Origin of the sequence: Streptomyces sp. NBC_00285 (assembly GCF_036174265.1) — a bacterium.
Classification (GTDB): domain Bacteria; phylum Actinomycetota; class Actinomycetes; order Streptomycetales; family Streptomycetaceae; genus Streptomyces.
Window position 1 is genome coordinate 5,487,375 of sequence record NZ_CP108055.1, and the last position, 23,365, is coordinate 5,510,739.

A 23,365-nucleotide genomic window follows, 5' to 3' on the forward strand; every position below is an offset into this window, starting at 1 on the left:
GCCTACTGCGTACTGCAGTTCCCGACGACCTGCTTCTCCTCGTCCGAGAGGGTGGGGCCGGGGGTAGGAGTGGGCACGGTCGGGGATCCGGAAGCGCTCGGGGACGGGGCGGACGTGCTCGTCGGGGTCGGTGTGGCCTTGGACGTCAGTGAGGTACGGCTGGTTCCCGTGGTGCCACCGGCCTGCCCCTCGCCCGTCTTGGAGTTCTTGTTGCTCTCCGTGGCCTGCGCCGCAGCCTCTTTCTTGCACGCGGCCGCCTGGACGCCCAGTTCGACGATCTTCTTCTGGGCCGTCTTCAGGCCGCCCTCGGCGATGGTGCCCTCGACCGACTTCTGCTGGTACGGCGGCAGGTACTTGAGTTCGATCTCGGGGTGGTCCTTGGAGACCTTCGAGAGCGATACCCAGGCCAGGTCCTGGCTGATGCCCCGGTACAGGGCGACGTGCTCGCCGTTGGTGCCGACGTAGTACTGCGTCTGGGTCCAGCGCCAACCGCCGTACAGGCCGCCGCCGATGACGGCGAGCGCGAGGACCGAGTAGAAGGATCTCTTCAGCCACCTGCGGCCCTTGCGGGGTTTGACGAAGTCGTCGTCGGTGTAGTCGCCGTAGCTGCCCGCGGGGGCGTAGCCGGCGGCGTCGCCGGAGCCGGGCGGGCCGAACTCGCCACCCTGTCCGGGTACCTGCCGGCCGAGCCCGGAGGCGCGTCCCGCGGGGGTCTGCATGAGGCCGGGGTCGTGCAGGTGGTTCTGGTTCTCGGCGACCGCGCCGACCACGACCGGAGTGTCGGAGAGCTGCCCGGCGAGGGTGTCCCCGGTGTCCAGGTCGAGGACGTCGGCGATGATGACCGTGATGTTGTCGGGGCCGCCGCCGCGCAGTGCGAGCTGGATCAGCTCCTGCACGGTCTCCTGGGGGCCCTGGTAGCTGGCCAGGGTGTCTTCCAGGGTCTGGTGGGAGACCACGCCGGACAGGCCGTCGGAGCAGATCAAGTAGCGGTCGCCGGCACGGACCTCGCGGATCGAGAGGTCGGGCTCGACGTGCTCGCCGCTGCCCAACGCACGCATCAGCAGGGAGCGTTGGGGGTGGGTGGTGGCTTCTTCCTCGGTGATGCGGCCCTCGTCGACCAGACGCTGCACCCAGGTGTGGTCCTGGGTGATCTGGGTGAGGACGCCGTCGCGCAGGAGGTAGGCACGCGAGTCGCCGACGTGCACGAGGCCCAGCCGCTGGCCGGTCCACAGCAGGGCGGTGAGCGTCGTGCCCATGCCCTCCAGCTGGGGGTCGTCCTCGACCATGGACCGCAGCTGGTCGTTGGCGCGCTGTACGGCCACGCCGAGCGAGGTGAGGACGTCGGAGCCGGGGACGTCGTCGTCGAGGGCGACGATGGTGGAGATGGCCTCGGAGGAGGCGACCTCACCGGCGGCGGCGCCGCCCATGCCGTCCGCGATGGCGAGCAGCCGGGGACCGGCGTATCCGGAGTCCTCGTTGCCCTCCCGGATCATGCCTTTGTGCGATCCGGCGGCGAAGCGCAGTGACAGACTCATGCGCACCTCGCCTGTCGGCTCCGGGTACATCCGCACGGTGCCCACCCTCCGGTCGGGAGCGCGCCGGGGCCCGGGGTGGGGGCCCACGCCGGGTGCTCGCTCCGCTCACGCCTATTCATGATGTAGCACTACTTCCGCAGCTCGATGACGGTCTTGCCGATGCGGATCGGCGCGCCCAGCGGAATCGGTGTGGGGGTCGTCAGCCGCGATCGGTCGAGATACGTGCCGTTGGTCGAGCCCAGGTCCTCGACGATCCACTGACCGTCGCGGTCCGGGTAGATCCTGGCATGGCGGCTGGAGGCGTAGTCGTCGTCCAGCACGATGGTGCTGTCGTGTGCCCGGCCCAGGCTGATGGTCTGGCCCTGGAGGGCGACGGTGGTGCCGGTGAGCGTGCCCTCGGACACGACCAGCTTGGTGGGTGCGTTACGGCGCTGGCGGCCGCCGGCTTGCTGGCGCTGCTGCGGAGGCGCCGCCTGCTGCCGGGCGGCGGCCTGCTGGGGCCGGGCGGCTTCGCGCCTGGCTCCGCGCTGCGTGACGCGCGTACCGAACAGATCGCTGCGGATGACCTGCACGGCCACGATCACGAACAGCCACAGTACGGCCAGGAAACCCAGCCGCATGACCGTGAGGGTCAGCTCTGACATTGCCCCCGCTTCACCCTTCGGCTTGCCGGTAAATGATGGTGGTGTTGCCCACGACGATCCGCGAGCCGTCGCGGAGCGTAGCGCGGGTGGTGTGCTGCCCGTCCACCACGATGCCGTTTGTGGATCCGAGATCCTGGATCGTCGAGGGCGTTCCGGTCCGGATCTCGCAGTGCCGACGCGAGACGCCGGGGTCGTCGATCCGCACGTCGGCCTCGGTGCTGCGACCCAGCACCAGCGTTGCGCGGGAGATCTGATGGCGGGCGCCGTTGATCTCGATCCAGTGGCGGGTGCGGGAGCCCGGAGCGGGCGCGCCGACCGGGCCGCCTGCCGGGCGTTGGGGCTGGGCCTGCTGCGGGTAGCCGTAGCTGCCGCCGGCGGCGCCACGGCCGGCGGGCGGCGGTGCGGCAGGCATGGGCGGGGCGCCGGAGGAAGCGGCTGACGGCGGGAAGCCGTAGCCGCCGGCTCCCGCGCCGGGTCCCTGCGTGCCGGGCCGGCCGGCCGGGGCCGCGGTTCCGGGAGCCTGCTGGTCGGTGGAGCCGGCGAGCGTACGACTGCGCACCCGGTACAGACCGGTGTCGAGGTCGTCCGCCTTCTCCAGGTTGACCTTGATCGGGCCCATGAAGGCGTATCGCTGCTGCTTGGCGTAGTCGCGCACCATGCCGGCGAGCTCGTCGCCGAGCTGGCCCGAGTAGGGGCTGAGCCGCTCGAAGTCCGGCGTGCTCAGCTCCACGATGAAGTCATTGGGTACGACCGTACGGTCGCGGTTCCAGATGGTCGCGTTGTTGTCGCATTCCCGCTGGAGCGCTCCCGCGATCTCCACGGGCTGGACCTCGGACTTGAACACCTTGGCGAAGGTGCCGTTGACCAGACCTTCGAGACGCTGCTCGAACTTCTTCAGGACTCCCATGAGGCACCTCCTCCGTCCTTGCCGTCCTGGGTACTGCGCTGCGTGCTGCCTACCTGGTACTGCTTACTGATCGTATCCACGCGCCGGTGAATCGGCTGGTTCCCCCTGTCGGCACTGTCGACAGGTGTCGACGCCTCCGAAGTTCCCTGTGGAGCTCCACTTCGAACTCCGCTGTCGAACTCCTTTGTCAAGGATCGTAGAGGCGGCCGTGGACCAGTGTCCCGCACCTGACTGTGCACCCGGACCGGCTCCTGGGGAGACGGGGGCTACCGGTACGAGGTTGATACGTGAACCGGTACGGGTTGACACATGGCTTGCGGCGCCCCGGTTCGGGGGCCTTCCAAGAAGCCGCTGGTGGGCGGCTGCCCCCCGATAAGAGATGTGAACCCACCACCTCCAGCGTGCTAATGTTCTGCATGTCGCAGGGCGCCGCACCGCAAGGAACGGGGCCCGAGGACACACCCAATGCGCGGGTGGCGGAATAGGCAGACGCGCTGGATTCAGGTTCCAGTGCCCGAAAGGGCGTGGGGGTTCAACTCCCCCCTCGCGCACAGCGAAGAACCGACGGAACGGGTCTCTGCTGGTGACGGAAGTCACCGCAGGGGCCCGTTCCTCGTTGTGTCGGTTTCTGTGAGGCATCACACAGCCTTGTCAGGACATGCAGCGGGCTCCGGCCCGTGATCAATTTCACGGGCCGGGTCTGCCGGTGTCGTGCTGCGGGCCTGGGTGGGACCCCGGGTCGCGCCGGTGGCGGGGGCTGTCCGGGCGGCCGGTGTCGAATGACCGGTCGGCGCCAGGGTGTACGCCTGGGGTCGATCCGGCTGTCCGTCTGCCGAGCCCGGCGGAGCCGGTTCCGGTTCGGTCGCAGGACCCAGGAACGCGTCGTCAGCACCCCGGGGCGGGGATGAGCACCACGCCGCGGTTGCCGTGTCCCGGATGGCGGAGGCCTACGACCTGGCGGTCTGACTCTCCTGTGCTTTTCTCCAGTGCCTTTCTCCTGCTCCTGAACGGCGTCGGCCGGTCGCGCTCGACTTGGGAGCCGCTTGGTCGACCAGCCGACCAGTCGACCGGCCGACGTTTCACGTGAAACATGTGCGTGCCGGACTGCTGTAGCGAAACAGTGAGTTGCAGCTGCTCGCTGTCCTGGACGAGGGAGGTGCCGACCCGTGCCGGGCCCGGGGTCACTCCCGAAGGCCGGTCAACTGCACTGCCGGTCGGCGCATGGCCAGCCCGGCCGGGGCGACGGAGAACACCACGGCAAGCACGGCACACGCGCCCACGGTCGCCCCGATTTCCGTCCACGGCATCTCTATCGGGCTCCACACGGACAGCAGGCCGAGCGCGATCCACATGCCCGCCAGATTGAGCCCGGCGACCAGGAGTCCGAGCACTCCGCCGACCGCGACGACCATCAGTGCCTCGCCGGCGACCAGCCGCAGGACCTGCCACCGGGTGGCGCCGGCCAACCGCAGGACGGCCAGGTCGCGGACCCGGTCGGAGGTCGCCATGATCATCGTGCCGGCCAGGGAAATGCCGGTGAAGAGGAGGGCGATGCCGAGGACCAGCATGAAGCCGTACCGTGTAGTCCGGTCGGTCTCGGGGTAACTGGCCTGCACCCATTGGTCCTTGGTGAAGACGTGCCCGCCGGCCCTGGTGAGCGCGGCGGCCACCGCGGCCGGGTCGGCGCCGTCGGCGAGGGCGACGTCAACGCGGTCGACGCTTGCGCCGGGTGCGTTGGCGGGGGTGACGTAGGCGCCGTTGTCGCCGGTACCGGTCGTCATCACCGCCGCGATCCGCAGCGACTTCGCGGTGCCGTCGCCGAGCCATACGTCGACGGTCTGCCCGACGGTGTGCTTCTCCCACTCCTCGTTGACGATGATCGACTCGTCGTCGAGATCGCTCACCTTCCCGGCGACCAACGGCAGGTGCACGGTCTCGGCGAGTGGGCCCGCCTGCGCCGCGCGGGCCTCGGACTTGATGAGAGCGACACCGTCCTCCAGGACGTAGACGGCACTCGACAAGGTGGCCGAGACCACGGCACCCCTGACCGCTTCGAGCTTCTTCACGGTCGCCGCGTCGAACCCGGCGTCCCCGGCCGGGGTGACGACGAACGAGGCTGCCGTCTGCTCACGCGTCACGGTGGCCTTCGCCTCGTTCAGGGTCGCCGTGGCGCCCAGGAGTGAGCCCGCGAGGGCGACGGTGACCAGGACCGGCGCCGCGATGGCAGCCGTACGGCGGATGCCGGCGGTGGCGTTCTCCCGCACCAGCATCCCGCCCGCGCCCGGCAGTTGGGCCGGCAGCCAGGCGATCAGCCGGGTGAGCGGACGCACCAGGATGGGCGAGAGCAGCGCGATCGCGGTGATCAGCAGCATCGGACGGCTCACATAGGTCTTGCGGTGCAGCAGCTCGCCCGGGTCGGAGACCAGGGCGAGCCCCAGCGTCACGGCCGCGGTCAGCAGCAGCCCCGCCCCGAACAGCCAGCGGCCCCACGTCATCGCCTTGGTGTCCACGGACGCCTCGCGCAGCGCCTGGGTGGGCCCGGTGCGGCCGGCCCGCCAGGAGGCGGCGATCACCCCGAGCAGGGCGACGAGCAGACCCGTCCAGAAGGCCATGTGATACGGCCAGGTGAAGTCGCCGATGGTGAACCAGCTGGGCGCGAGACCGCCGTCGACCACCCACGCGGCGAGCTTCGGGGCGCCGTACGCGCCGAGCACACACCCGGCCGCCGACGCGAGCACGCCGATCACCAGTGCCTCCGCGAGGACCATCCGCCGGACCTGGCCGGGCGTGGCCCCCGCCGTGCGCAGCAGGCCGAACTCCCGGCGCCGCTGGGCGACCGCGAAGGCGAACGTGGACGCCACGACGAACACCGACACGAACGCGGTGACCCCGCCGGCAGTGCCGAACATGGCGTTCATCGCGGTGAGCGCCTCGCTGTCGCGGCCCGGGTCGGCGTCGGCGAGGCGGCGGTCGGTGCCGGTGAGGATCTGGAGATCCTGGCCCGCGACGGCCTCGCGTACGTCCGCAGCGTCCGCCTCGACCACCAACTGGGTGCTCTTCGGCGACAGTTCGACGGTGCGCGCGTCGGTGTAGAAGACGGCGTCCTCGAAGCCGCGTGAGGCGACGGTGCCGACGACGGTCACGGTGCCGCGGTCGGTGGCGACGTGTTCGCCGGGCCGGGCCCAGGCGCCGGTGACGACGACCTCGTCTGGCGAGGCGGGCGCACGGCCCGCCTCGATCTCGTACGGCGCGAAGGCGGCCGTGGACCAGGGGTGGCCCACCAGATCGCCGGGGCCCTTCGTGGCCCGCACGGCGAAGGACCGGTCTGCGACGACCGTGCCGAGCTGCCGCAGCTTCGCCACGGTCGCCTCGGGTACCGCGCGAGGGTGGGCGAGTTTCTGGACGCGGTCGCCGATCGGGGTCGGCACGGTCAGGGTGTTCTTTCCCTGCACGACGATCGGCGCGGTGGTGAACCGCTCCGGCTGTCGCTCGGGCGCGTCCAGGGAGGAGGCGAGGGCCAGGCCCATCACGGCGAGCAGTGCGACACCCAGTGAGAGCGCGACGAAACTGCCGACGAAGGTGGCCCAGCGGGTACGCAGGGTGCACAGGGCGACACTCAGCACGGCACGGCCTCCAGCTTGGTCATGCGTGCGGCGATGTCGTCGGCGTTCGCGTCGGTCAGCTCGCCGTTGACCCGGCCGTCGACGAGGAAGACCACGCGGTCGGCGTAGGAGGCGGCCACCGGGTCGTGGGAGACCATGATGATCGTCTGGCCCTCGCGGTCGACCATGGACCGCAGCAGGCTCAGCACCTCACGGCTGGTCCCCGAGTCCAGGGCGCCGGTCGGCTCGTCGGCGAAGAGGACCTCGGGGCGGGTGATCAGCGCGCGGGCCAGGGCGACGCGCTGCTGCTGGCCGCCGGACATCTCCGTGGGCCGGTGCCTGGCGCGCTCGCCGAGACCGACCTGATCGAGCACCTCGCGGACCCTGGACTTCGCGACCCGCTTGCCGGCCAGGCGCAGGGGAAGGGCGACGTTCTGCTCGGCGGTCAGCGCGGGCAGGAGGTTGAACGCCTGGAAGACGAATCCGATGCGCTCGCGCCGCAACAGCGTCAGCTTGGTCTCGTCGAGCTTGGTCAGCTCGGTGTCGCCCACGGAGACCGAGCCCGAGGTGGGACGGTCCAGGCCCGCGGCACACTGGAGCAGGGTCGACTTGCCGGAGCCGGAAGGACCCATGACGGCGGTGAAGGTACCGCGGGGGAAAGACAGGGAGATCTGGTCGAGCGCCGTCACGGCGTTGTCGCCCGACCCGTACTTCTTGCTGACGGAGCGCAACTGGATGGCGTCGTCGTTGTTCATCTGTCCCCACTCGTTCGGTGTCGGTTCTCCCGCGCGGCTGGGCGGGACGGGAGTGCGGGGGCTGTGGAGTCGGTGCGGGCGGGGCTGTTGCGGGCGGGCCCGGGCGCACCGGTGCCGGCCCGTCCTCGCCTCCGGCACCGCCCCACGTCACCGCCTGCTCCGCCGACCGGGCCGTCGTTCCGGTAGTGCTTCTCTCGCCTTCTTGGTGACTTTCTTGGTGACCTTCTTGGCGACTCCACGAAACCGTGCGGAGACACCCGGGCGCAGTGCGGCAGGGACGAGACTTGGGGTAGGGCTGGGCATACCCCCCGACCGCCCCCTGGCCCCATGGCCCGGCCCCGGCCGCCCTTCTACGGTGATGGCCATGCACCCTCGGAATGTGTGGCAGGCCATGTCCCGGCCCGGCTTCCTGTTGTCGGCGTGGCCCTGGCGTTCGGTCGGCTATCTGCTGACCGGCGCGGTCAGCGGTGTTCTCGTTCTGGTCGGTCTGGTGATGCTGGCGGTCGTCGGCGGGGCGCTGGCCGTAGTTCTCGTGGGGATTCCGCTGCTGGTCGTGCTCGCTCTCACCGGTCTGCCGGTCGCCTGGGTGGAGCGGCGCCGGCTGGCCTTGGTCGACCTGGACCCGGCGTCCGATCCGCACCGGACACCGGCCGCCGAGGGACTGTGGCCGTGGCTCACGACCCGGCTGAGGGAGCAGGTCACCTGGCGTGAACTCGCGTACACCGTGCTGTTCTCGGCCCTCCTCTGGCCGCTGGACGCCCTGGTGTTCACGGTCGCCCTGCTCTTCCCGGTGTCCATGGCCGCCACCCCGCTGCTCATGGCCACGATCGGCGGGGGTCGTGAGACCAAGGTGCTCAAGCACTGGACGGTCACCACCTGGCCGACGGCGTTCGGGGTGGCCGTGCTCGGTCTGCTGCTCCTGGCCCTCGGCGCCTACGTCCTGGGCGCCGCGGCCGGGGCCCGCGCGGAGTTGACCCGGCTGCTGATCGCCGACCGGGACGGCGACCTGGGTTCCCGGGTGGTCGAACTGAGCCGCTCGCGCGTGCGGTTGGTGGATGCCTTCGAGGCGGAGCGCCGACGCATCGAACGCGATCTGCACGACGGAGCTCAGCAACGCCTGGTCGCCCTGACGATGACCCTGGGCCTGGCCCGTCTCGACGCCCCTCCGGGACCGCTGGCCGACCAGCTCGCCAAGGCCCACGACGAGGCGGGCGGAGCGCTGGCGGAACTGCGCGAACTCATCCACGGCATCCACCCGAAGGTCCTGGCGGACTACGGCCTCGAAGCCGCCGTGGCCGACGCGGCGGACCGTTCCGTGGTCCCCGTCGACGTGGAGCTCCCACTGCCGGGACGGTTCGAGCAGGCAGTGGAGGCGGCCGCGTACTTCGTGGTCTGTGAGGCCCTCGCCAACATCGACAAGCACAGCGGGGCGAGTCGCGCGGAGGTGCGTGGCGGGCACGCGGGCGGCCGGCTGGTTCTTGAGATGCGCGACGACGGCTGCGGTGGAGCGGACGCCTCGGCGGGCAGCGGGCTGACCGGACTCGCGGATCGGGTGTCGGTCCTGAATGGCAGACTCTCCCTGTCCAGCCCGCCGGGCGGACCGACCCTGCTGCGTGTGGAGTTCCCTTGCGAGGCGACCGAGTTGCGCGCGGCGGCCGCTCGCTTCGCGTAGTCCTGGCCGAGGACAGCGTGCTGCTGCGAGAGGGTCTCGTCGGTCTGCTCGCCCGCTGCGGCCACGAGGTCGTGGCGGCCGTCGGTGACGCGCAGGAACTGATCGCGGCGGTCGAGGAGCACGGTCCGGACATCGTCGTCACCGACGTGCGTATGCCGCCCGGTTTCCAGGACGAGGGCCTGCATGCGGCGGTCCAACTCCGCGAGAGCCGCCCCCGGTTGCCGGTGCTGGTCCTCAGCCAGTACGTGCAGCGGGCGTACGCCTCCGAACTCCTCGACTCCGGCGACGGCACAGGCATCGGCTACCTCCTCAAGGACCGTGTCGGACAGGTCGAGGAGTTCGTCGACGCGCTGGCCGAGGTCGCGAAGGGCGGCATGGTCGTGGACCCGGAGGTCGTACGGCAGTTGCTGCGCCGTCGCCGTGATCCGCTGGAGCGGCTCACCCCGCGTGAGCGGGAGGTCCTCGCGTTGATAGCGGAGGGCAAGTCCAACGGGGCGATCGCGCGGCAACTGGTCGTGTCGGAGGCCGCGGTGGGCAAGCACATCGGGGGGATCCTGACGAAGCTGGATCTGCCGCCGGCGGACGAGACGCACAGACGGGTGCTCGCGGTGCTGGCATATTTGCGGGCGTGACGTCCAGGTGCGGTACCCCGGCGAGTAATTCGGCGGCCAGGTCGCCCGGCAACCTTTCGGATTCCCGTTCGTGAACGCCTATGTCCGGCGGGGTCTCGGCTACCGCACCGATACGGCCGCGGGCATCTTCGACACCGACAAGGGCCGCCCGGCCGACGTGTCCGCGCCGACCTGAAGCACGTCCGCGCCACGTACTTGGGTGTGAGGAAGCCGTCGTGCGACGTGAAGGCGTGACCGTGGAGAAGCCGTCGTGCGACGCGATGGCGTGGACGTACTGCCAGAGGGGGGACGAGTTGGGCTGAACCCCGGGACCGGGCGGATATCCCTTGTCCACAGCTGTGGAGTTTTCCACAGGGTCTGACGCGTTTCGGCCGGTGGTTGTACGGTCGGCACGAGTTGATGTTCTTGCTAGTCACGGGGGAGGCGGTCGCAGTGACCGAGGTCGGTGTGGAGGCGACGGCCGGGACGCGAGCCGGTGGGTCGGCCGACGTCCAGGAGCCGTCGGCGGCGAAGCCGACAGCCGGCACGGGATCGGCACGGCGGCCCCTGGTGCCCGGCTTCGCCCAGTGGCCCGTCGAGGGCTCGCCCAAGAAGGAGGGCAAGGCCCTGCGGGAGAGCGTCCCGCGCAGTGCCCATGCCGAGCTCGACCTCGACATCGCCCGTCCCGGCGCGGTCGAGGCGGTCGAGGAGTCCAGCCGCGGCCGCATTCCCGGGCTTGCGCCGCTCCGGGTGGGCCGGATGGCGGCCACACCGTTCGCCTTCCTGCGCGGCTCGGCCGGCCTCATGGCCCACGACCTGGCCCGCACGCCCATGACCAGGATCCGCGCCCAGATCTGCGGTGACGCGCACGCGGGCAACTTCGGTCTGTACGGCGACGCGCGCGGTGACCTGGTCATCGACCTGAACGACTTCGACGAGACCGTGCACGGCCCATGGGAGTGGGATCTCAAGCGGCTCGCCGCCTCCCTGGTCCTCGCGGGCCGCGAGATCGGCGCCGACGAGGACACCTGCCGTGCGGCGGCGCACGGCGCGGTGGGCGCGTACCGGCGCACCATGCGGCTGCTCGCCAAGCTCCCGGTGCTGGACGCGTGGAATGCGATCGCCGACGAGGAACTCGTCTCGCACGCGAACGCCCACGATCTGGTCGGCACGCTGGAGCGGGTCTCGGAGAAGGCACGGGCCAACACCAGCGGGCGCTTCGCGGAGAGGTCGACGGAACTCACCGAGGACGGCGGCCGCCGTTTCGTGGACGCCGCACCGGTGCTGCACCGGGTGCCGGACGAGGAGGCCGCTGCGGTGGCCGCGGCCCTGGAGCACTACCTGAGCACGCTCTCCGAGGACCGCCACCCGCTGCTGGCCCGGCACGCCGTGCACGACGTGGCGTTCCGCGTCGTGGGCACGGGCAGTGTGGGCATGCGCTCGTACGTGGTGCTGCTGCTGGACCACTGCGGGGAACCGCTGGTCCTCCAGGTCAAGGAGGCGAAGGCCTCGGCCCTGCTGCCCCATCTGCTCACCGCGGGCTTCGAGACACCGCCGGTCGACCACGAGGGCCGCCGGGTCGTGCTGGGCCAGAAGCGGATGCAGGTCGTCAGCGACATCCTGCTGGGCTGGACGACCGTCGAGGGCCGCCCCTTCCAGGTCCGCCAGTTCCGCAACCGCAAGGGCAGCGTCGATCCGGCCGCCCTCGCCGCAGACCAGATAGACGACTACGGCCGCATGACCGGCGCCCTGCTGGCGCGCGCCCACTCCCACAGCGTCGACCCCCGCCTGATCTCCGGCTACTGCGGCAAGAGCGACGAACTCGACGAGGCGATCGCCACGTTCGCCGTGACCTACTCCGACCGCACAGAGGCGGACCACGCGGACCTGGTGGCAGCCGTTCGGGCGGGGCGGATCGCGGGGGAGCCGGGGGTGTGAGCGACCGTTCCGAGAGCCGGTGCGGAGGTGCCCGGGGCGATCGTTGAGGCGGCGCTCCGCTCGTGGCCTACGCTGTTCGGATGACGACCCCGGAAGCTGAGCGGCACGGTGGTGGCGCCGGCGCGGAGCAGGTGGCTGCCGAAGGCCAGAGCGTGGCCCGGCCCGAGGAGCGGTTGGAGCGGGCCGTGCGGGCCGCGGAACAGGCGCTCATCGAGTACGAGATCGCGGTGGAGACCTTCCGCATCGAGGTGGAGAACTTCTCCCGGCTGCACCACCAGAAGCTCGGCCCCATGTACACCCGCCTCGACGAACTGGACGCCCAGCTCGCCGAGGCCCGGGCCGCCCGCACCGGCGACCCGGAGGACCTGCGCAAGGCGGACGAGGCCCGCGCCCGGGTGATGCCGATGCCCGGCGTGGAGGAGTTGTTCCACGGCTGGATGGACGGGGAGGGCCTGTTCCCCGAGGCCGCCGCGATGCTCACCGAGCAGCCGGTGCGGCCCCCGCAGCGGGTGCGCCCCAGCGACGAGGCCCGAAAGCTCTACCGTGAGCTCGCCCGCAAGGCCCACCCGGACCTGGCCCAGGACGAGACCGAGCGGACCCGGCGCGAGGAGTTCATCACCCGGGTCAACGCGGCCTACTCCCGCGGCGACGAGGTACTCCTGCACGAACTGGCCGAGGAATGGGCCGCCGGTCCCAAGCCCCCGGAGCAGGGCCCCACGCCCAGCGAGGAGCTCTACGCCCGCCTCGAATGGCTCGCCCGGCGCAAGGAGTTGCTGTCCGTGGTCGCGCGGGAGCTGGAGGAGGGGGCGATCGGCTCGATGCTCCGGATGGCCCCGGACGACCCGGACCGCCTCCTGGAGGAGATCGCCGAGAAGCTCCTCGCCGATGTCTCCGCGCGCGAGGCGGAGCTCGCGGAGCTGCTCGCACAGGAGTGACCGACCGCGCCCCCACGGGTGTCGGGTAGCGTCGGGCCCATGAATTTCGGTGCTGGTGTGCCCACGGTGCAGGTCACGGACCTCAAGGACGACGACTTCCTGCTGGACGTCCGCGAGGACGACGAGTGGCAGGCGGGTCATGCCGAAGGGGCGCTGCACATCCCCATCGGTGAGTTCGTGGCCCGCTACGGCGAGCTGACCGAGGCCGCCCCGCAGGACGGCCGCGTCCACGTGATCTGCCGCTCCGGCGGCCGGTCCGCCCAGGTCACGATGTATCTGGCCCAGCAGGGCATCGACGCCGCGAACGTCGACGGCGGCATGCAGCTGTGGGCCGAGACGGGCCGCCCCGTGGTGACCGACGACGGCAGTCCGGGGTTCGTGCTCTAGAAACCAGCCGTCGGCAGCTCTGACTCGCGGGCGCCTGGTGGCGAAATATCGGGTGCCGGGTGCCGGGTGCCGGGTGCCGGGTGCCGGACGGTGGGCAGTGGACGCCGGGCGCTTGGTGTGGTGGGGGGTGTCAGCCCAGGGGATGCGCTGCCAGCAGGTCCCCCAACGCCTCCTCGTGTGCCGCCGCCGGGCCGAGCGACAGTTCCAGGTGCTTGGCCCAGGCGTGGTAGCGGTGCAGGGGGTAGCTGACGTCCGCGCCGAAGCCGCCGTGCAGATGCTGGGCCGTCTGCACCACCCGCCGTACCCCCTCCGAGGCCCAGATCTTCGCCACGGCGACGTCCCCCGCGACCGGCAGCGCGCCCCGCGACCCCGAGGAGATCCGCCACGCGGCCTGCCACAGCGTGACCTCCATCGCGCGCAGATCGATGTAACGGTCGGCGGCCTGCACGGCGACGGCCTGGAAGGTGGCCACCGGGAACCCGAACTGCTCCCGCTTGCTGGTGTATTCGCTGCTCATCCGCAGCACCCGCTCGCCCAGACCGAGCGCCAGCGCGCACGTCCCCGTGGTCAGCAGATCGCGCAGCCACTCCCACGCGCCCTCGACGTCGATCACGTCCCGTGCGGCGATCCGCGCCGACTCAAGCCGCAGCTCGCCCAGCCTCTCCCCGCTGGTGGAGAACTGCTCACCGAGCGCGACCCCGTCATGGACCCGGGGTACCAGCGCGAGAACGGTCCGGCCCACTGCCGTGTGTGCGGGTACGACGACGAAGTCCGCGTCGTACGCCCACGGCACCGCCGTCTGCACGCCGTCCAGGGTCCAGTCGCCGCCCTCCCCCTCGTCCTGCCGCGCGGTGACGGCGAGTTCGGCGGGGTCGTGGCCGGTACGGCCGCTCGCGGCGACGGTCAGGACGACCTCCCCGCGTCCGCCCCGCTCCAGCAACGCGGCCCTCAACTCCGGCCCGCCGTAAGCCTGTACGGCCGCCATGGCCGCGCTGCTCTCCAGCAACGGCACCCGTGCCAGCACCTTCGCCGACTCGCGCAGCACCAGGCACAGCGCTACGGCGTCCAGGCCCGCCCCGCCGTGTTCCTCGGCCACGAGCAGGCTCAGCAGGCCCGCGTCGGCGAGCTTGGCCCACAGTGCGCGGTCGTGCGTGTCGGCCACGGCACCCGTGGTCAGCGCCGGGCTCGGCACCGCGTCCGGCGCGACATCGGCGAACACCCCCCGCGCCGCCTCGGCCGCCGCCTGCTGCTCCTCGCTGAAGGTGAAGTCCACGGTCCATGTCCTTCCGACGGGTCGGCAGATCGGGTCAGCCGATCTGACGGTCCGTCAAGATAGAACAGGTTCTAGAAGAAGGGAACGGGCTCCCCCGACCTACCTGTCGAAGTCCAGCTCCACCTTCTCCGTCACCGGATGCGACTGGCACGCCAGCACATACCCGGCATCCGTCTCCTCCGGTTCCAGCGCGAAGTTGCGGTTCATGCGCACCTCTCCCGAGACGAGGAACGCCCGGCAGGTCCCGCACACCCCGCCCTTGCAGGCGTAGGGCGCGTCGGGCCGATTGCGCAGCACCGTCTCCAGAAGCGACTCGCCGTCCTGGACGGGCCAGCTGCCGCCGCGTCCGTCGAGCCGGGCGGTCACCGTGCTGTGCGCGGGCGCGGGCACGGTCTGCGCCAGGGGCGTCCCCTCGTCCACGTGGAAGATCTCCTCGTGGACGCGGGTGCGGGGAACCCCCAGCTCCCGCAAGGACCGTTCCGCGCCCTGCACCAGCCCGAACGGTCCGCACAGGAACCATCCCGCCACCTGCTCCACCGGCAGCAGCGCCGGCAGCAGTTCGGTCAGCCGCTCCCGGTCGAGCCGGCCGGACGGCAGTCCGGCCTGCTGCTCCTCGCGCGAGAGCATCGTGACGAGCTGGAACCGCTCGGGGTAGCGGTCCTTCAGGTCCGCCACCTCCTCCAGGAACATCGTGGACGCGGAGGTGCGGTCGCTGCGGATCAGACAGAACCGTGCCTCGGGCTCGCGCGCCAGCAGCGTCGCCACGATCGACAGCACCGGGGTGATGCCGCTACCGCCCACGATCGCCGCATACAGCCCGGGCGCCGGGTCCAGGGTGAAGCGGCCCGCCGGTGTCATCACCTCCAGCTGGTCGCCGACGTTGATCTCCTTGAGCGCGTACGTCGAGAAGGCCCCGCCCTCCACCAGCCGCACCCCGACCCGCAGTTCACCCGTCCCCTCGCCGTCTGGTGCAGGGGAGCAGATCGAGTAGGTCCGGCGTATCTCCTTGCCGTCTGCCGTGCGGCGCAGGGCGAGATGCTGGCCCGGGGCGTGCCGGTACTCCTCGCGCAGCCCGGGCGGCACGGTGAAGGTCAGGGCCACGGAGTCCTCGGTGAGCCGGTCGACCGCGGCCACCGGGAGCGGGTGGAAGCGGGCCATCACAACTCCTTGAAGTGGTCGAACGGTTCACGGCAGTCCAGGCACCGGCGCAGCGCCTTGCACGCGGTGGAGGAGAAACGGCTGAGCAGCTCCGTCTCGGCGGAACCGCAGAGCGGGCAGCGGACGGCTTCGGCCTCCGCGTCGCGTGTCCGCGTCGGCCCCAGTCCCACCGTGACCGGCCCGGCCGCCGCCACGCGGGGTGGCGCTATGCCGAACTCCCGCAGCTTGCGGCGGCCTTCGGCCGTGATGTCGTCGGTCGACCAGGCCGGTGCGAGGACCGTGCGTACGGTGACCTCTCGCACGCCGTGTTCGCGCAGCACCCGCTCTATGTCCAAGGACATCGCCTCGACGGCCGGGCAGCCGGTGTAGGTCGGGGTCAGCTCGACCTCGATCGAGTCCGCACTGCGCACATGCACCGCGCGCAGCACACCCAGCTCGCGCAGGGTGATGACGGGCAGCTCGGGGTCGGGCACCGAACCGGCGAGCGCGAACAGTTCGGTCTCCAGGTGGGTGAGGGTCACCATGACGCCCCCGGGTGGCTGCGGTGCAGATGCTGCATCTCGGCGAGCATCCGGCCGAAGGACTCGGTGTGCAGACCCTGCCGCCCCGCCCCGGCCGTCCACGCGCCGGTCCGCGGACCCTCGGGCACGGTCAGGGTGGCCTGGCGCAGCACATCCCCCACGGACGCGAGCCAGGCCACCTCCATGCGCTCCACGTCGACGTCCAGGCCCTCCACCGGCTGGAACATCTCGCCGGTGAACCGCCACAACGCCTCGCACGCCCGCCGCATCCGCTCGTGACTCTCCTCGGTGCCGTCGCCGAGCCGCAGGGTCCACTGCTCGGCGTGGTCGCGGTGGTAGGCGACCTCCTTGACGGCCTTCGCGGCGAGCGGGGCGAAGGGGCCGCCGCGCGCGGCCAGTTCGGCGTGGAGCAGGTGCTGATAGGTGGAGAAGTAGAGCTGACGGACGATGGTGTGGGCGAAGTCGCCGCGCGGCTGCTCCACCAGCTGGAGGTTGCGGAAGGCACGCTCCTCGCGCAGATACGCCAACTCGTCCTCGTCGCCGACCATGGACAGCAGCACCCGGGCCTGACCGAGCAGGTCCAGGGCGATGTTGGCGAGAGCGACCTCCTCCTCCAGGACCGGCGCGTGACCCGCCCATTCGCCCAGGCGGTGCGAGAGCACCAGCGCGTCGTCGCCGAGGGCGAGGGCGGCAGCCCGGGCAATCGGAGAGGCCGAGGGAGCGGCCGTCGTCTCAGGTGTGCTCACAGGTGCTTCACCCCCTCCGGGATCTCGTAGAACGTCGGGTGCCGGTACGGCTTGTCGGCGGACGGCTCGAAGAACGGGTCCTTCTCATCCGGTGAGGAGGCCGTGATCGCGGACGACGGGATCACCCAGATCGAGACGCCCTCGCCGCGCCGGGTGTACAGGTCGCGGGCGTTGCGCAGGGCGAACTCCGCGTCCGGGGCGTGCAGGCTGCCGGCGTGGGTGTGGGAGAGACCGCGCCGCGAGCGCACGAAGACCTCCCACAGGGGCCAGTCGATGTTCGTCATGCGCGTGCCGCTCCTGTCCCGCCGGTGTGCTTCGCCGCGTAGGCCACGGCCGCCTCCCGCACCCAGGCGCCCTCGTCATGCGCCTTCCTGCGCTGGCTTATGCGCTGTTCGTTGCACGGCCCGTTGCCCTTCAGGACCTCCTGGAACTCCGTCCAGTCGATCGGGCCGAAGTCGTGGTGCCCCTGCTCTTCGTTCCACCTGAGGTCCGGGTCGGGGAGCGTGAGGCCCAGGGACTCGGCCTGCGGGACGCAGATGTCCACGAAGCGCCGGCGCAGCTCGTCGTTGGAATGGCGCTTGATCTTCCAGGCCATCGACTGCGCGGAGTGCGCGGACTCGTCGTCGGGCGGGCCGAACATCATCAGGGACGGCCACCACCAGCGGTTCACCGCGTCCTGGGCCATGGCGTGCTGCTCGGGGGTGCCGTTGCTCAGGGCCAGCAGCAGTTCGTAGCCCTGGCGCTGGTGGAAGGACTCCTCCTTGCAGACCCGGACCATGGCGCGCGCGTACGGGCCGTAGGAGCAGCGGCACAGGGGGACCTGGTTGGTGATCGCGGCCCCGTCCACCAGCCAGCCGATCGCACCGACGTCCGCCCAGGTCAGGGTGGGGTAGTTGAAGATCGAGGAGTACTTCTGGCGGCCGGCGTGCAGTTTGTCGAGGAGTTCCTCGCGGCTGGTGCCGAGCGTTTCAGCCGCGCTGTAGAGGTAGAGACCGTGCCCTGCCTCGTCCTGCACCTTGGCCATCAGGATGGCCTTGCGGCGCAGCGAAGGCGCGCGCGTGATCCAGTTCGCCTCCGGCTGCATGCCGATGATCTCGGAGTGGGCGTGCTGGGCGATCTGGCGGACGAGGGTCGCGCGGTAGGCGTCGGGCATCCAGTCGCGCGGCTCGATGCGCTCGTCGGCGGCCACGGCGGCGTCGAAGTCCCTCTCGTACGTGCTCGTGTCGCCGACGGCGCCCTGAGCGCCGTACGCCTGTGTACTCGCCGTCTTGTGCACGGCTGCTGTCGCCATGAGGCCCCCTCGACCTGGGCTCCGCCGGAATCTGCTCCCGACCGATCGTTCGGTTCGTGCGATTCCATGGTGTGCCGGGCGCCGTAAGGTGTCAACCGCTGTGGAAAACCCGGGGTGCCGCCTGTGGAAAACCAAGGTGGGCGTGAGAACGGCCACGGCGGGGCCTGTCGACAAGGACTGTGCGGGACGGTCGGGCCTGAGTACCGTGCCGGTGCGAGCCACCGCGGTGACGCGGGCGCGGGCGCCGTTCAAGGGTGCCGCGGCGCCCTGCGGCCGAGGCGGCCGGAAGACGGACCGGAATCGGGAACGGGGCGGAATGGACGCGTACGACGGAGGCTCGAACGCCCGGCGAGGACCGGGCGCCCCGAGCGGGCCGGGCGATGCCCCCGAGCAGGACGACCGGGTCGAGCCGACGGATTCGACCGCACCCGCACAGACCGAGCCGACAGATTCGACGGCGTCGGTTGAGCAGACCGAGCTGCCCCGGCCGACCTCGCCGACCTCGCCGACCTCGCCGACCTCGCAGGTCGCGCCCACCTCGTCCGCCGGTCCGGCAGCCCCGCAGCCGACCGCCCCTGAGCTGGACCGCGTTTCCGCGGGCGGGTGGCCGGTCACCTCGGATCGGCCTGTCGAGTCCACAGACACCCGCCCCGCGGAGACCCGCCCCACAGACACCCGCACCGCGATACGTCGACCCGTGCCCGATACCCACGACGAACCCGCCGGCACTCCCCCCGGCTTCCACGGAGGGTTCTCCGGGCACGCAGGCGGCCGCACCGCGTTCCCCGATCCGCGCACCGACCCCGACCCCCGTACCGGTGTCGCCGCACTCTCCCTCCGCTACCAGATCGGTGTCGCCCTGGCGCTGGCTGTCGTCGCCATCACCGTCTGTGTGCACATCGGAATGGTGTTTCTGCATGTCGCGCCGTCGAACACGGTGACCAAGCAGCACGGCAGAGCGGTCGACGACTGGATCTACCCGGAGTTCGAGCAGAACTGGAAGCTGTTCGCCCCGAACCCGCTTCAGCAGGACATCGCGGTGCAGGTACGGGCCCGGGTCCGTAGCGCCGACGGCGGCAGTCGTACGACGGGGTGGTACGACCTGTCCGCCCAGGACGGCCGGGCCATAGACGGCAATCTGCTGCCGAGTCACACCCAGCAGAACGAGTTGCGCCGCTCCTGGGACTTCTTCGTCGCCACGCACGACTCCGGCAACCGTCCGATCGGTCTGCGCGGCACCCTGTCCGAGACGTATCTGCGGCGCATCGTGGTGCTGCGGCTGGAGCGCGAGGACGTGACCGCGCGGGGCGGTGTCCTCACGAGCGTCCAGGTTCGCTCCAGGACCACCAACGTCCCCCCGCCGAAGTGGAGCGAGGAGAAGGTGTCGGTGCAACCGGTCTACCGAGGGCAGTCCTGGTGGGCCGTGACGGCGGACGACACCGAGGGGAGCACCCGGTGAACCGATTCGCCCTGGCGGTGTCGAACGGCATCGCCCGCGTCACCGAGGCAGCCCTGGGCCCCTGGCAGAGCGCGATGATCCGCATAGGCTTCAGCGCGACCTGGCTGCTGTTCCTGTTGCGTGAGTTCCCGCACCGACAGGAGCTGTACGGTCCGGACGGCCCGTGGAATTGGAATCTCGCCGAGCAGCTGATCGCGACCAATGGCGCGTTCACGGCGCTGATGTGGTCGGACGGCCGGCTCTGGTTCGAGACCGTCTATGTGCTCGCGGTCCTGTCGAGCCTCCTGCTGCTGCTCGGATGGCGCAGCCGCACGATGTCCGTGCTGTTCATGGTCGGCGTGCTCTCGCTGCAGAACCGCAGCATCTTCATGGGCGACGGCGGCGACAACGTCCTGCACCTGATGTGCATCTACCTCGTCTTCACGCGCTGCGGCCAGGTCTGGTCGCTGGACGCGCGGCGGGCCCGGCGAACCCGTGAGGCACGCGCGCGTGGGGAGCACGTCGTGGACCGGGTCGGCCCGGCCCTGTGGACCATCCTCGGGTTGGTCCTGGTGGCGGCGGCATTCCTCGGCAAGCTGAGCGGCGACTGGGTGGTTCCGGCGCTGCTGTGGGCCCTGTGGTTGACGCAGGTCCTGTGGTGGGTGGTCCTGCGCTTCGTCAGGTCGGACCAGCCACGGATCATGCTCGACGTGGTGGCCAACATCATCCACAACGGCGCCCTGCTCGTGATCATGGCCGAGGCCTGTCTGATCTACGCGACGGCGGGCTGGTACAAGATCCAGGGGTCGCGCTGGCAGGACGGCACCGCCGTCTACTACCCCCTCCAGCTGGAGTCCTTCTCGCCGTGGCCCGCTCTCGCCCACCTGCTGTCGTCCCACGGCGTCATGGTGATGCTGGTGACGTACGGGACGGTCGCCGTGCAGGTCGCCTTCCCGTTCACTCTGTTCAACCGGCGGGTCAAGAACGTCCTGCTGGCGGCGATGATCACTGAGCACGCGGTGATCGCGATCGTCCTCGGCCTGCCGTTCTTCTCGCTGGCGATGATCGCCGCCGACTCGGTCTTCCTGCCGACGTCGTTCCTGCGCCGGCTCGGCGACGGGGCCGCACGCACGCGTGGCCGGCTGTGGGCGCGGTTCGCGGGCGGAGCCGGCCCGGATCCGGGTCTGCCGGGCCGGCGCGGTCCGACGGAGCAGGGCGCTGGGAAGGAGCCAAGGGCTACGCAGCACTCCCGGTCCGCCGCCGACCCAGGCGGCCACCCCAAAGACCCCGGCAACCCCGGCAACCTCGAAAAACCCAAAGACCCCGGCAACCTCGGCAACCCCGAAACGCCCGGCAACCCCGGTCACCCCGAAAGCCCCAGTCACCCCGGCGACCCCGAAAACCCCGATCACACGCACGTAGGCTTCCCCGCATGACCGGTACCGATCCCGTGAGCCTGTGGCACCGGCTCGCCGACTCCTCCGTGCTGCTGGACGGCTTCCACGCCCTCAAGCACGCGGTGCGTTTCGGGGCCGAGGTCCCGGTGGCGGTCACCGTCGACCGGGGTGCCGCGCTCGCCCTGGCCGAAGAAATGGCGCCGGACGTACGGCCCACGCTGGACGCGCTACTGACGGAGGTCCCTGCGGAGGTGTACCGGGCCCTCGTGCCGCGCCCGCACCCCACCGAGGTGGCGGCACTGGCCGTACGACCGTCCCGAGCCGTCCACCTCGAGAAGTTGGCGCACGCGCCGCGTACCGCCCCCGTCGTGGTCCTGGACAACCCGCGCAACCTCGGCAACGCGGGGGCCGTGATCCGCCTGGCCGCGGGTTTCGGGGCGACGGGTGTGGTCACCACGGGCACGCTCGACCCCTGGCACCCGACGGTCGTGCGCGGCGGGGCGGGCCTGCACTTCGCGACCGCGGTGGAACGGCTCACCGTCGCCGAACTGCCGCCCGGCCCGGTGTTCGCGCTGGACCCCGAGGGCGACGACATCCGGGGAGTGAAGCTCCCGGACGACGCCGTCCTCGCCTTCGGCTCCGAGCGCAGTGGACTGTCCGCCGACCTACGCGCGCATGCCGATCACCTGGTCGCGCTCCCCATGCGCCCCCAGGTCTCCAGCTACAACCTGGCGACGAGCGTGGCGATGACGCTCTACCACTGGAGTCTCGCCGGTTCCTAGGCGTCCCGGCGAACCTCGACCACGCGGAACCGGTTGGCGACGAACGCGCCGTCGCACAGTGCGGCGTTCGCCGCAGGGTTGCCGCCCGACCCGTGGAAGTCGGAGAACGCGGCTGTCTGGTTGACGTACACGCCGCCGACGAGGTTCAGCGACAACTGGGCCGCCTCCTCCAGACAGACCTCCTGGACGGCCTGCTCGACCTCGTCGTCCGTGGTGTAGGCGCCGACCGTCATGGCGCCCTTCTCGCGGACCGTGCGCCGCAGCAGTTCCACCGCGTCGGCCGCCGAGTCGACCGCGACGGCGAAGGAGACCGGTCCGAAGCACTCGCTCATGTAGGCGGCCTCGTCGTCCGGCTTGGCGCCGTCCAGCTTGACGACGACGGGCGTACGGACGACCGCGTCCGGGAACTCGGGGTTGCGGATCTCCCGCGATGCGAGGGCGACTTCACCGAGCCCCGACGCCGCCTCCAGACGGGACTTCACGTCGGGGTTCACGATCGCGCCCAGCAGCCCGTTCGCGCGCGCGTCGTCGCCGAGGAGACCGTCGACCGCGCGGGCAAGGTCGGCGACCACCTCGTCGAAGGTCTTGGGGCCCTCGTCGGTGCGGATGCCGTCCCGGGGGATCAGCAGGTTCTGCGGGGTCGTGCACATCTGGCCGCTGTACAGCGACAGCGAGAAGGCGAGGTTGGCGAGCATCCCCTTGTAGTCGCCGGCCGACTCCACGACCACCGTGTTGACGCCGGCCTTCTCGGTGTAGACCTGCGCCTGGCGGGCGTTGGCCTCCAGCCAGTCGCCGAACGCCGTCGAGCCCGTGTAGTCGATGATCCGGATCTCCGGGCGCGTGGCCAGGGTCTTCGCGATGCCCTCGCCGGGGCGCTCGGCGGCGAGCGCGACCAGGTTCGGGTCGAAGCCGGTCTCGCTCAGCACGTCCCGCGCGACCTGGACCGTGAGCGCGAGCGGCAGCACCGCGCGCGGGTGCGGCTTCACCAGCACGGCGTTGCCGGTGGCGAGGGAGGCGAACAGGCCCGGGTAGCCGTTCCACGTCGGGAAGGTGTTGCAGCCGATGACCAGGCCGATCCCGCGTGGGACCGGCGTGAACTGCTTGGTGAGCGCGAGCGGGTCGCGCTTGCCCTGCGGCTTGGTCCACTCCGCGGTGTCGGGCGTGCGGACCTGCTCCACGTACGCGTACGCCACCGCTTCCAGGCCGCGGTCCTGCGCGTGCGGGCCGCCCGCCTGGAACGCCATCATGAAGGCCTGGCCGCTGGTGTGCATGACCGCGTGCGCGAACTCGTGGGTCCGGTCGCTGATCCGCGCCAGGATCTCCAGACAGACCATCGCGCGGATCTCCGCGCCCGCGTCCCGCCAGGCCCTCTGGCCCGCCTTCATCGCGGGCAGCAGCACGTCGACGTCCGCGTGCGGGTACTCGATACCCAGTTCGATGCCGTACGGCGAGACCTCGCCGCCGACGAAGTCGTCCGTGCCGGGCTGGCCGAGGTCGAGGCGGGTGCCCAGGAGGGCGTCGAAGGCGGCCTTGCCCGCCGCCATGTCGAGGCTGCCGTTCTCGCCGTAGGCCTTGGGGTGCTCGGGATGGGGGGACCAGTACGCGCGTGTGCGGATCGCTTCGAGCGCCTGGTCGAGGGTGGGCCGGTGCTTGGCGATCAGCTGGTGGGCGGTCGGTTCGGCGGCCATGCGGGACCAACTCCTCGTCTTTCGAACTCTTCGTCGAGCTCATGACCTGGGCAGAAACATGGGCAGGAACAGCCACTCAGGGTTA

Annotated in this window: 20 protein-coding genes and 1 tRNA gene; 9 read left to right on the forward strand and 12 right to left on the reverse strand. The window is 71.0% G+C overall.

Annotated features, from left to right (window positions below):
• Positions 1–2: 2 nt before the first annotated feature.
• The 3 genes from OHT57_RS25235 to OHT57_RS25245 all read right to left on the reverse strand — a co-directional run bounded on the left by OHT57_RS25235 (position 3) and on the right by OHT57_RS25245 (position 3,086).
• Positions 3–1,565, reverse strand: coding sequence for a Stp1/IreP family PP2C-type Ser/Thr phosphatase (locus tag OHT57_RS25235; protein ID WP_328753321.1), 1,563 nt, complete (start codon positions 1,563–1,565; stop codon positions 3–5).
• Between the two features lie 98 nt (positions 1,566–1,663).
• Positions 1,664–2,179 (reverse strand): FHA domain-containing protein FhaB/FipA, encoded by a 516-nt coding sequence (locus tag OHT57_RS25240; protein WP_328748763.1) that lies wholly within the window; start codon positions 2,177–2,179, stop codon positions 1,664–1,666.
• Positions 2,180–2,189: 10 nt separating this feature from the next.
• Positions 2,190–3,086: a DUF3662 and FHA domain-containing protein gene (locus tag OHT57_RS25245; protein WP_328748764.1), complete on the reverse strand. Its 897-nt coding sequence runs from the start codon at positions 3,084–3,086 to the stop codon at positions 2,190–2,192.
• A 467-nt stretch (positions 3,087–3,553) separates the two neighbouring features.
• Between OHT57_RS25245 and OHT57_RS25250 the strand changes: the two genes are divergently transcribed.
• Positions 3,554–3,637 (forward strand) — tRNA-Leu (locus OHT57_RS25250).
• A gap of 630 nt (positions 3,638–4,267) precedes the next feature.
• On the opposite strand, the gene OHT57_RS25255 is transcribed toward OHT57_RS25250, so the two are convergent.
• Together OHT57_RS25255 and OHT57_RS25260 are read right to left on the reverse strand one after the other, a co-directional pair.
• A complete protein-coding gene (locus tag OHT57_RS25255; protein WP_328748765.1) occupies positions 4,268–6,709 on the reverse strand; it encodes an ABC transporter permease in 2,442 nt (813 codons plus the stop codon).
• The gene (locus tag OHT57_RS25260) at positions 6,703–7,443 is read right to left on the reverse strand and encodes an ABC transporter ATP-binding protein (protein ID WP_328748767.1); all 741 of its coding nucleotides are present in this window, start codon (positions 7,441–7,443) and stop codon (positions 6,703–6,705) included. Before OHT57_RS25260 ends, OHT57_RS25255 begins: the two co-directional genes overlap by 7 nt.
• Positions 7,444–7,834: 391 nt before the next feature.
• On the opposite strand from OHT57_RS25260, the gene OHT57_RS25265 reads away from it, so the two are divergent.
• From OHT57_RS25265 to OHT57_RS25285, 5 genes are all read left to right on the forward strand, one after another.
• A complete protein-coding gene (locus OHT57_RS25265) occupies positions 7,835–9,115 on the forward strand; it encodes a sensor histidine kinase (protein WP_328753322.1) in 1,281 nt (426 codons plus the stop codon).
• A gap of 17 nt (positions 9,116–9,132) precedes the next feature.
• Positions 9,133–9,747, forward strand: coding sequence for a response regulator transcription factor (locus OHT57_RS25270; RefSeq protein ID WP_328748768.1), 615 nt, complete (start codon positions 9,133–9,135; stop codon positions 9,745–9,747).
• A 399-nt stretch (positions 9,748–10,146) separates the two neighbouring features.
• Positions 10,147–11,664 (forward strand): DUF2252 domain-containing protein, encoded by a 1,518-nt coding sequence (locus OHT57_RS25275; RefSeq protein ID WP_328748769.1) that lies wholly within the window; start codon positions 10,147–10,149, stop codon positions 11,662–11,664.
• Positions 11,665–11,744: 80 nt separating this feature from the next.
• Complete coding sequence (locus OHT57_RS25280) at positions 11,745–12,599, forward strand: J domain-containing protein (protein ID WP_328748770.1); 855 nt, start codon at positions 11,745–11,747, stop codon at positions 12,597–12,599.
• A 57-nt stretch (positions 12,600–12,656) separates the two neighbouring features.
• Positions 12,657–12,986 (forward strand): rhodanese-like domain-containing protein, encoded by a 330-nt coding sequence (locus tag OHT57_RS25285; protein WP_328753323.1) that lies wholly within the window; start codon positions 12,657–12,659, stop codon positions 12,984–12,986.
• Positions 12,987–13,116: 130 nt separating this feature from the next.
• On the opposite strand, the gene OHT57_RS25290 is transcribed toward OHT57_RS25285, so the two are convergent.
• From OHT57_RS25290 to paaA, 6 genes are all read right to left on the reverse strand, one after another.
• Positions 13,117–14,259 (reverse strand): acyl-CoA dehydrogenase family protein, encoded by a 1,143-nt coding sequence (locus OHT57_RS25290; protein WP_328748771.1) that lies wholly within the window; start codon positions 14,257–14,259, stop codon positions 13,117–13,119.
• A 99-nt stretch (positions 14,260–14,358) separates the two neighbouring features.
• Complete coding sequence (locus tag OHT57_RS25295; protein ID WP_328748772.1) at positions 14,359–15,417, reverse strand: 2Fe-2S iron-sulfur cluster-binding protein; 1,059 nt, start codon at positions 15,415–15,417, stop codon at positions 14,359–14,361.
• Positions 15,417–15,941, reverse strand: a complete 525-nt coding sequence (gene paaD, locus OHT57_RS25300) for a 1,2-phenylacetyl-CoA epoxidase subunit PaaD (RefSeq protein ID WP_328748773.1) — start codon at positions 15,939–15,941, stop codon at positions 15,417–15,419. The genes OHT57_RS25295 and paaD overlap by 1 nt, the downstream gene beginning before the upstream one ends.
• A complete protein-coding gene (gene paaC, locus OHT57_RS25305; RefSeq protein WP_328748774.1) occupies positions 15,935–16,684 on the reverse strand; it encodes a 1,2-phenylacetyl-CoA epoxidase subunit PaaC in 750 nt (249 codons plus the stop codon). The genes paaD and paaC overlap by 7 nt, the downstream gene beginning before the upstream one ends.
• A complete protein-coding gene (paaB, locus tag OHT57_RS25310) occupies positions 16,681–16,968 on the reverse strand; it encodes a 1,2-phenylacetyl-CoA epoxidase subunit PaaB (RefSeq protein ID WP_328748775.1) in 288 nt (95 codons plus the stop codon). Before paaB ends, paaC begins: the two co-directional genes overlap by 4 nt.
• On the reverse strand, positions 16,965–17,975 hold the full coding sequence (gene paaA / locus OHT57_RS25315; protein ID WP_328748776.1) for a 1,2-phenylacetyl-CoA epoxidase subunit PaaA: 1,011 nt from the start codon (positions 17,973–17,975) through the stop codon (positions 16,965–16,967). The genes paaB and paaA overlap by 4 nt, the downstream gene beginning before the upstream one ends.
• A 316-nt stretch (positions 17,976–18,291) precedes the next feature.
• Here paaA and OHT57_RS25320 point away from each other — a divergent pair, with 316 nt between their 5' ends.
• The 3 genes from OHT57_RS25320 to OHT57_RS25330 are packed head-to-tail and all read left to right on the forward strand — an operon-like array spanning position 18,292 to position 21,592.
• Entirely contained in the window at positions 18,292–19,434 is a 1,143-nt protein-coding gene (locus OHT57_RS25320) for a DUF5819 family protein (RefSeq protein WP_328748777.1), read from the forward strand.
• Positions 19,431–20,849 (forward strand): HTTM domain-containing protein, encoded by a 1,419-nt coding sequence (locus OHT57_RS25325; RefSeq protein WP_328748778.1) that lies wholly within the window; start codon positions 19,431–19,433, stop codon positions 20,847–20,849. Before OHT57_RS25320 ends, OHT57_RS25325 begins: the two co-directional genes overlap by 4 nt.
• Complete coding sequence (locus OHT57_RS25330) at positions 20,846–21,592, forward strand: TrmH family RNA methyltransferase (protein WP_328748779.1); 747 nt, start codon at positions 20,846–20,848, stop codon at positions 21,590–21,592. The genes OHT57_RS25325 and OHT57_RS25330 overlap by 4 nt, the downstream gene beginning before the upstream one ends.
• On the opposite strand, the gene paaN is transcribed toward OHT57_RS25330, so the two are convergent.
• Positions 21,589–23,280 carry a phenylacetic acid degradation protein PaaN gene (gene paaN, locus OHT57_RS25335; protein WP_328748780.1) on the reverse strand — a complete coding sequence of 564 codons (1,692 nt, stop codon included), beginning with the start codon at positions 23,278–23,280 and terminating at the stop codon, positions 21,589–21,591. The two genes, OHT57_RS25330 and paaN, sit on opposite strands and share 4 nt — an antisense overlap.
• Between the last annotated feature and the right edge of the window lie 85 nt (positions 23,281–23,365).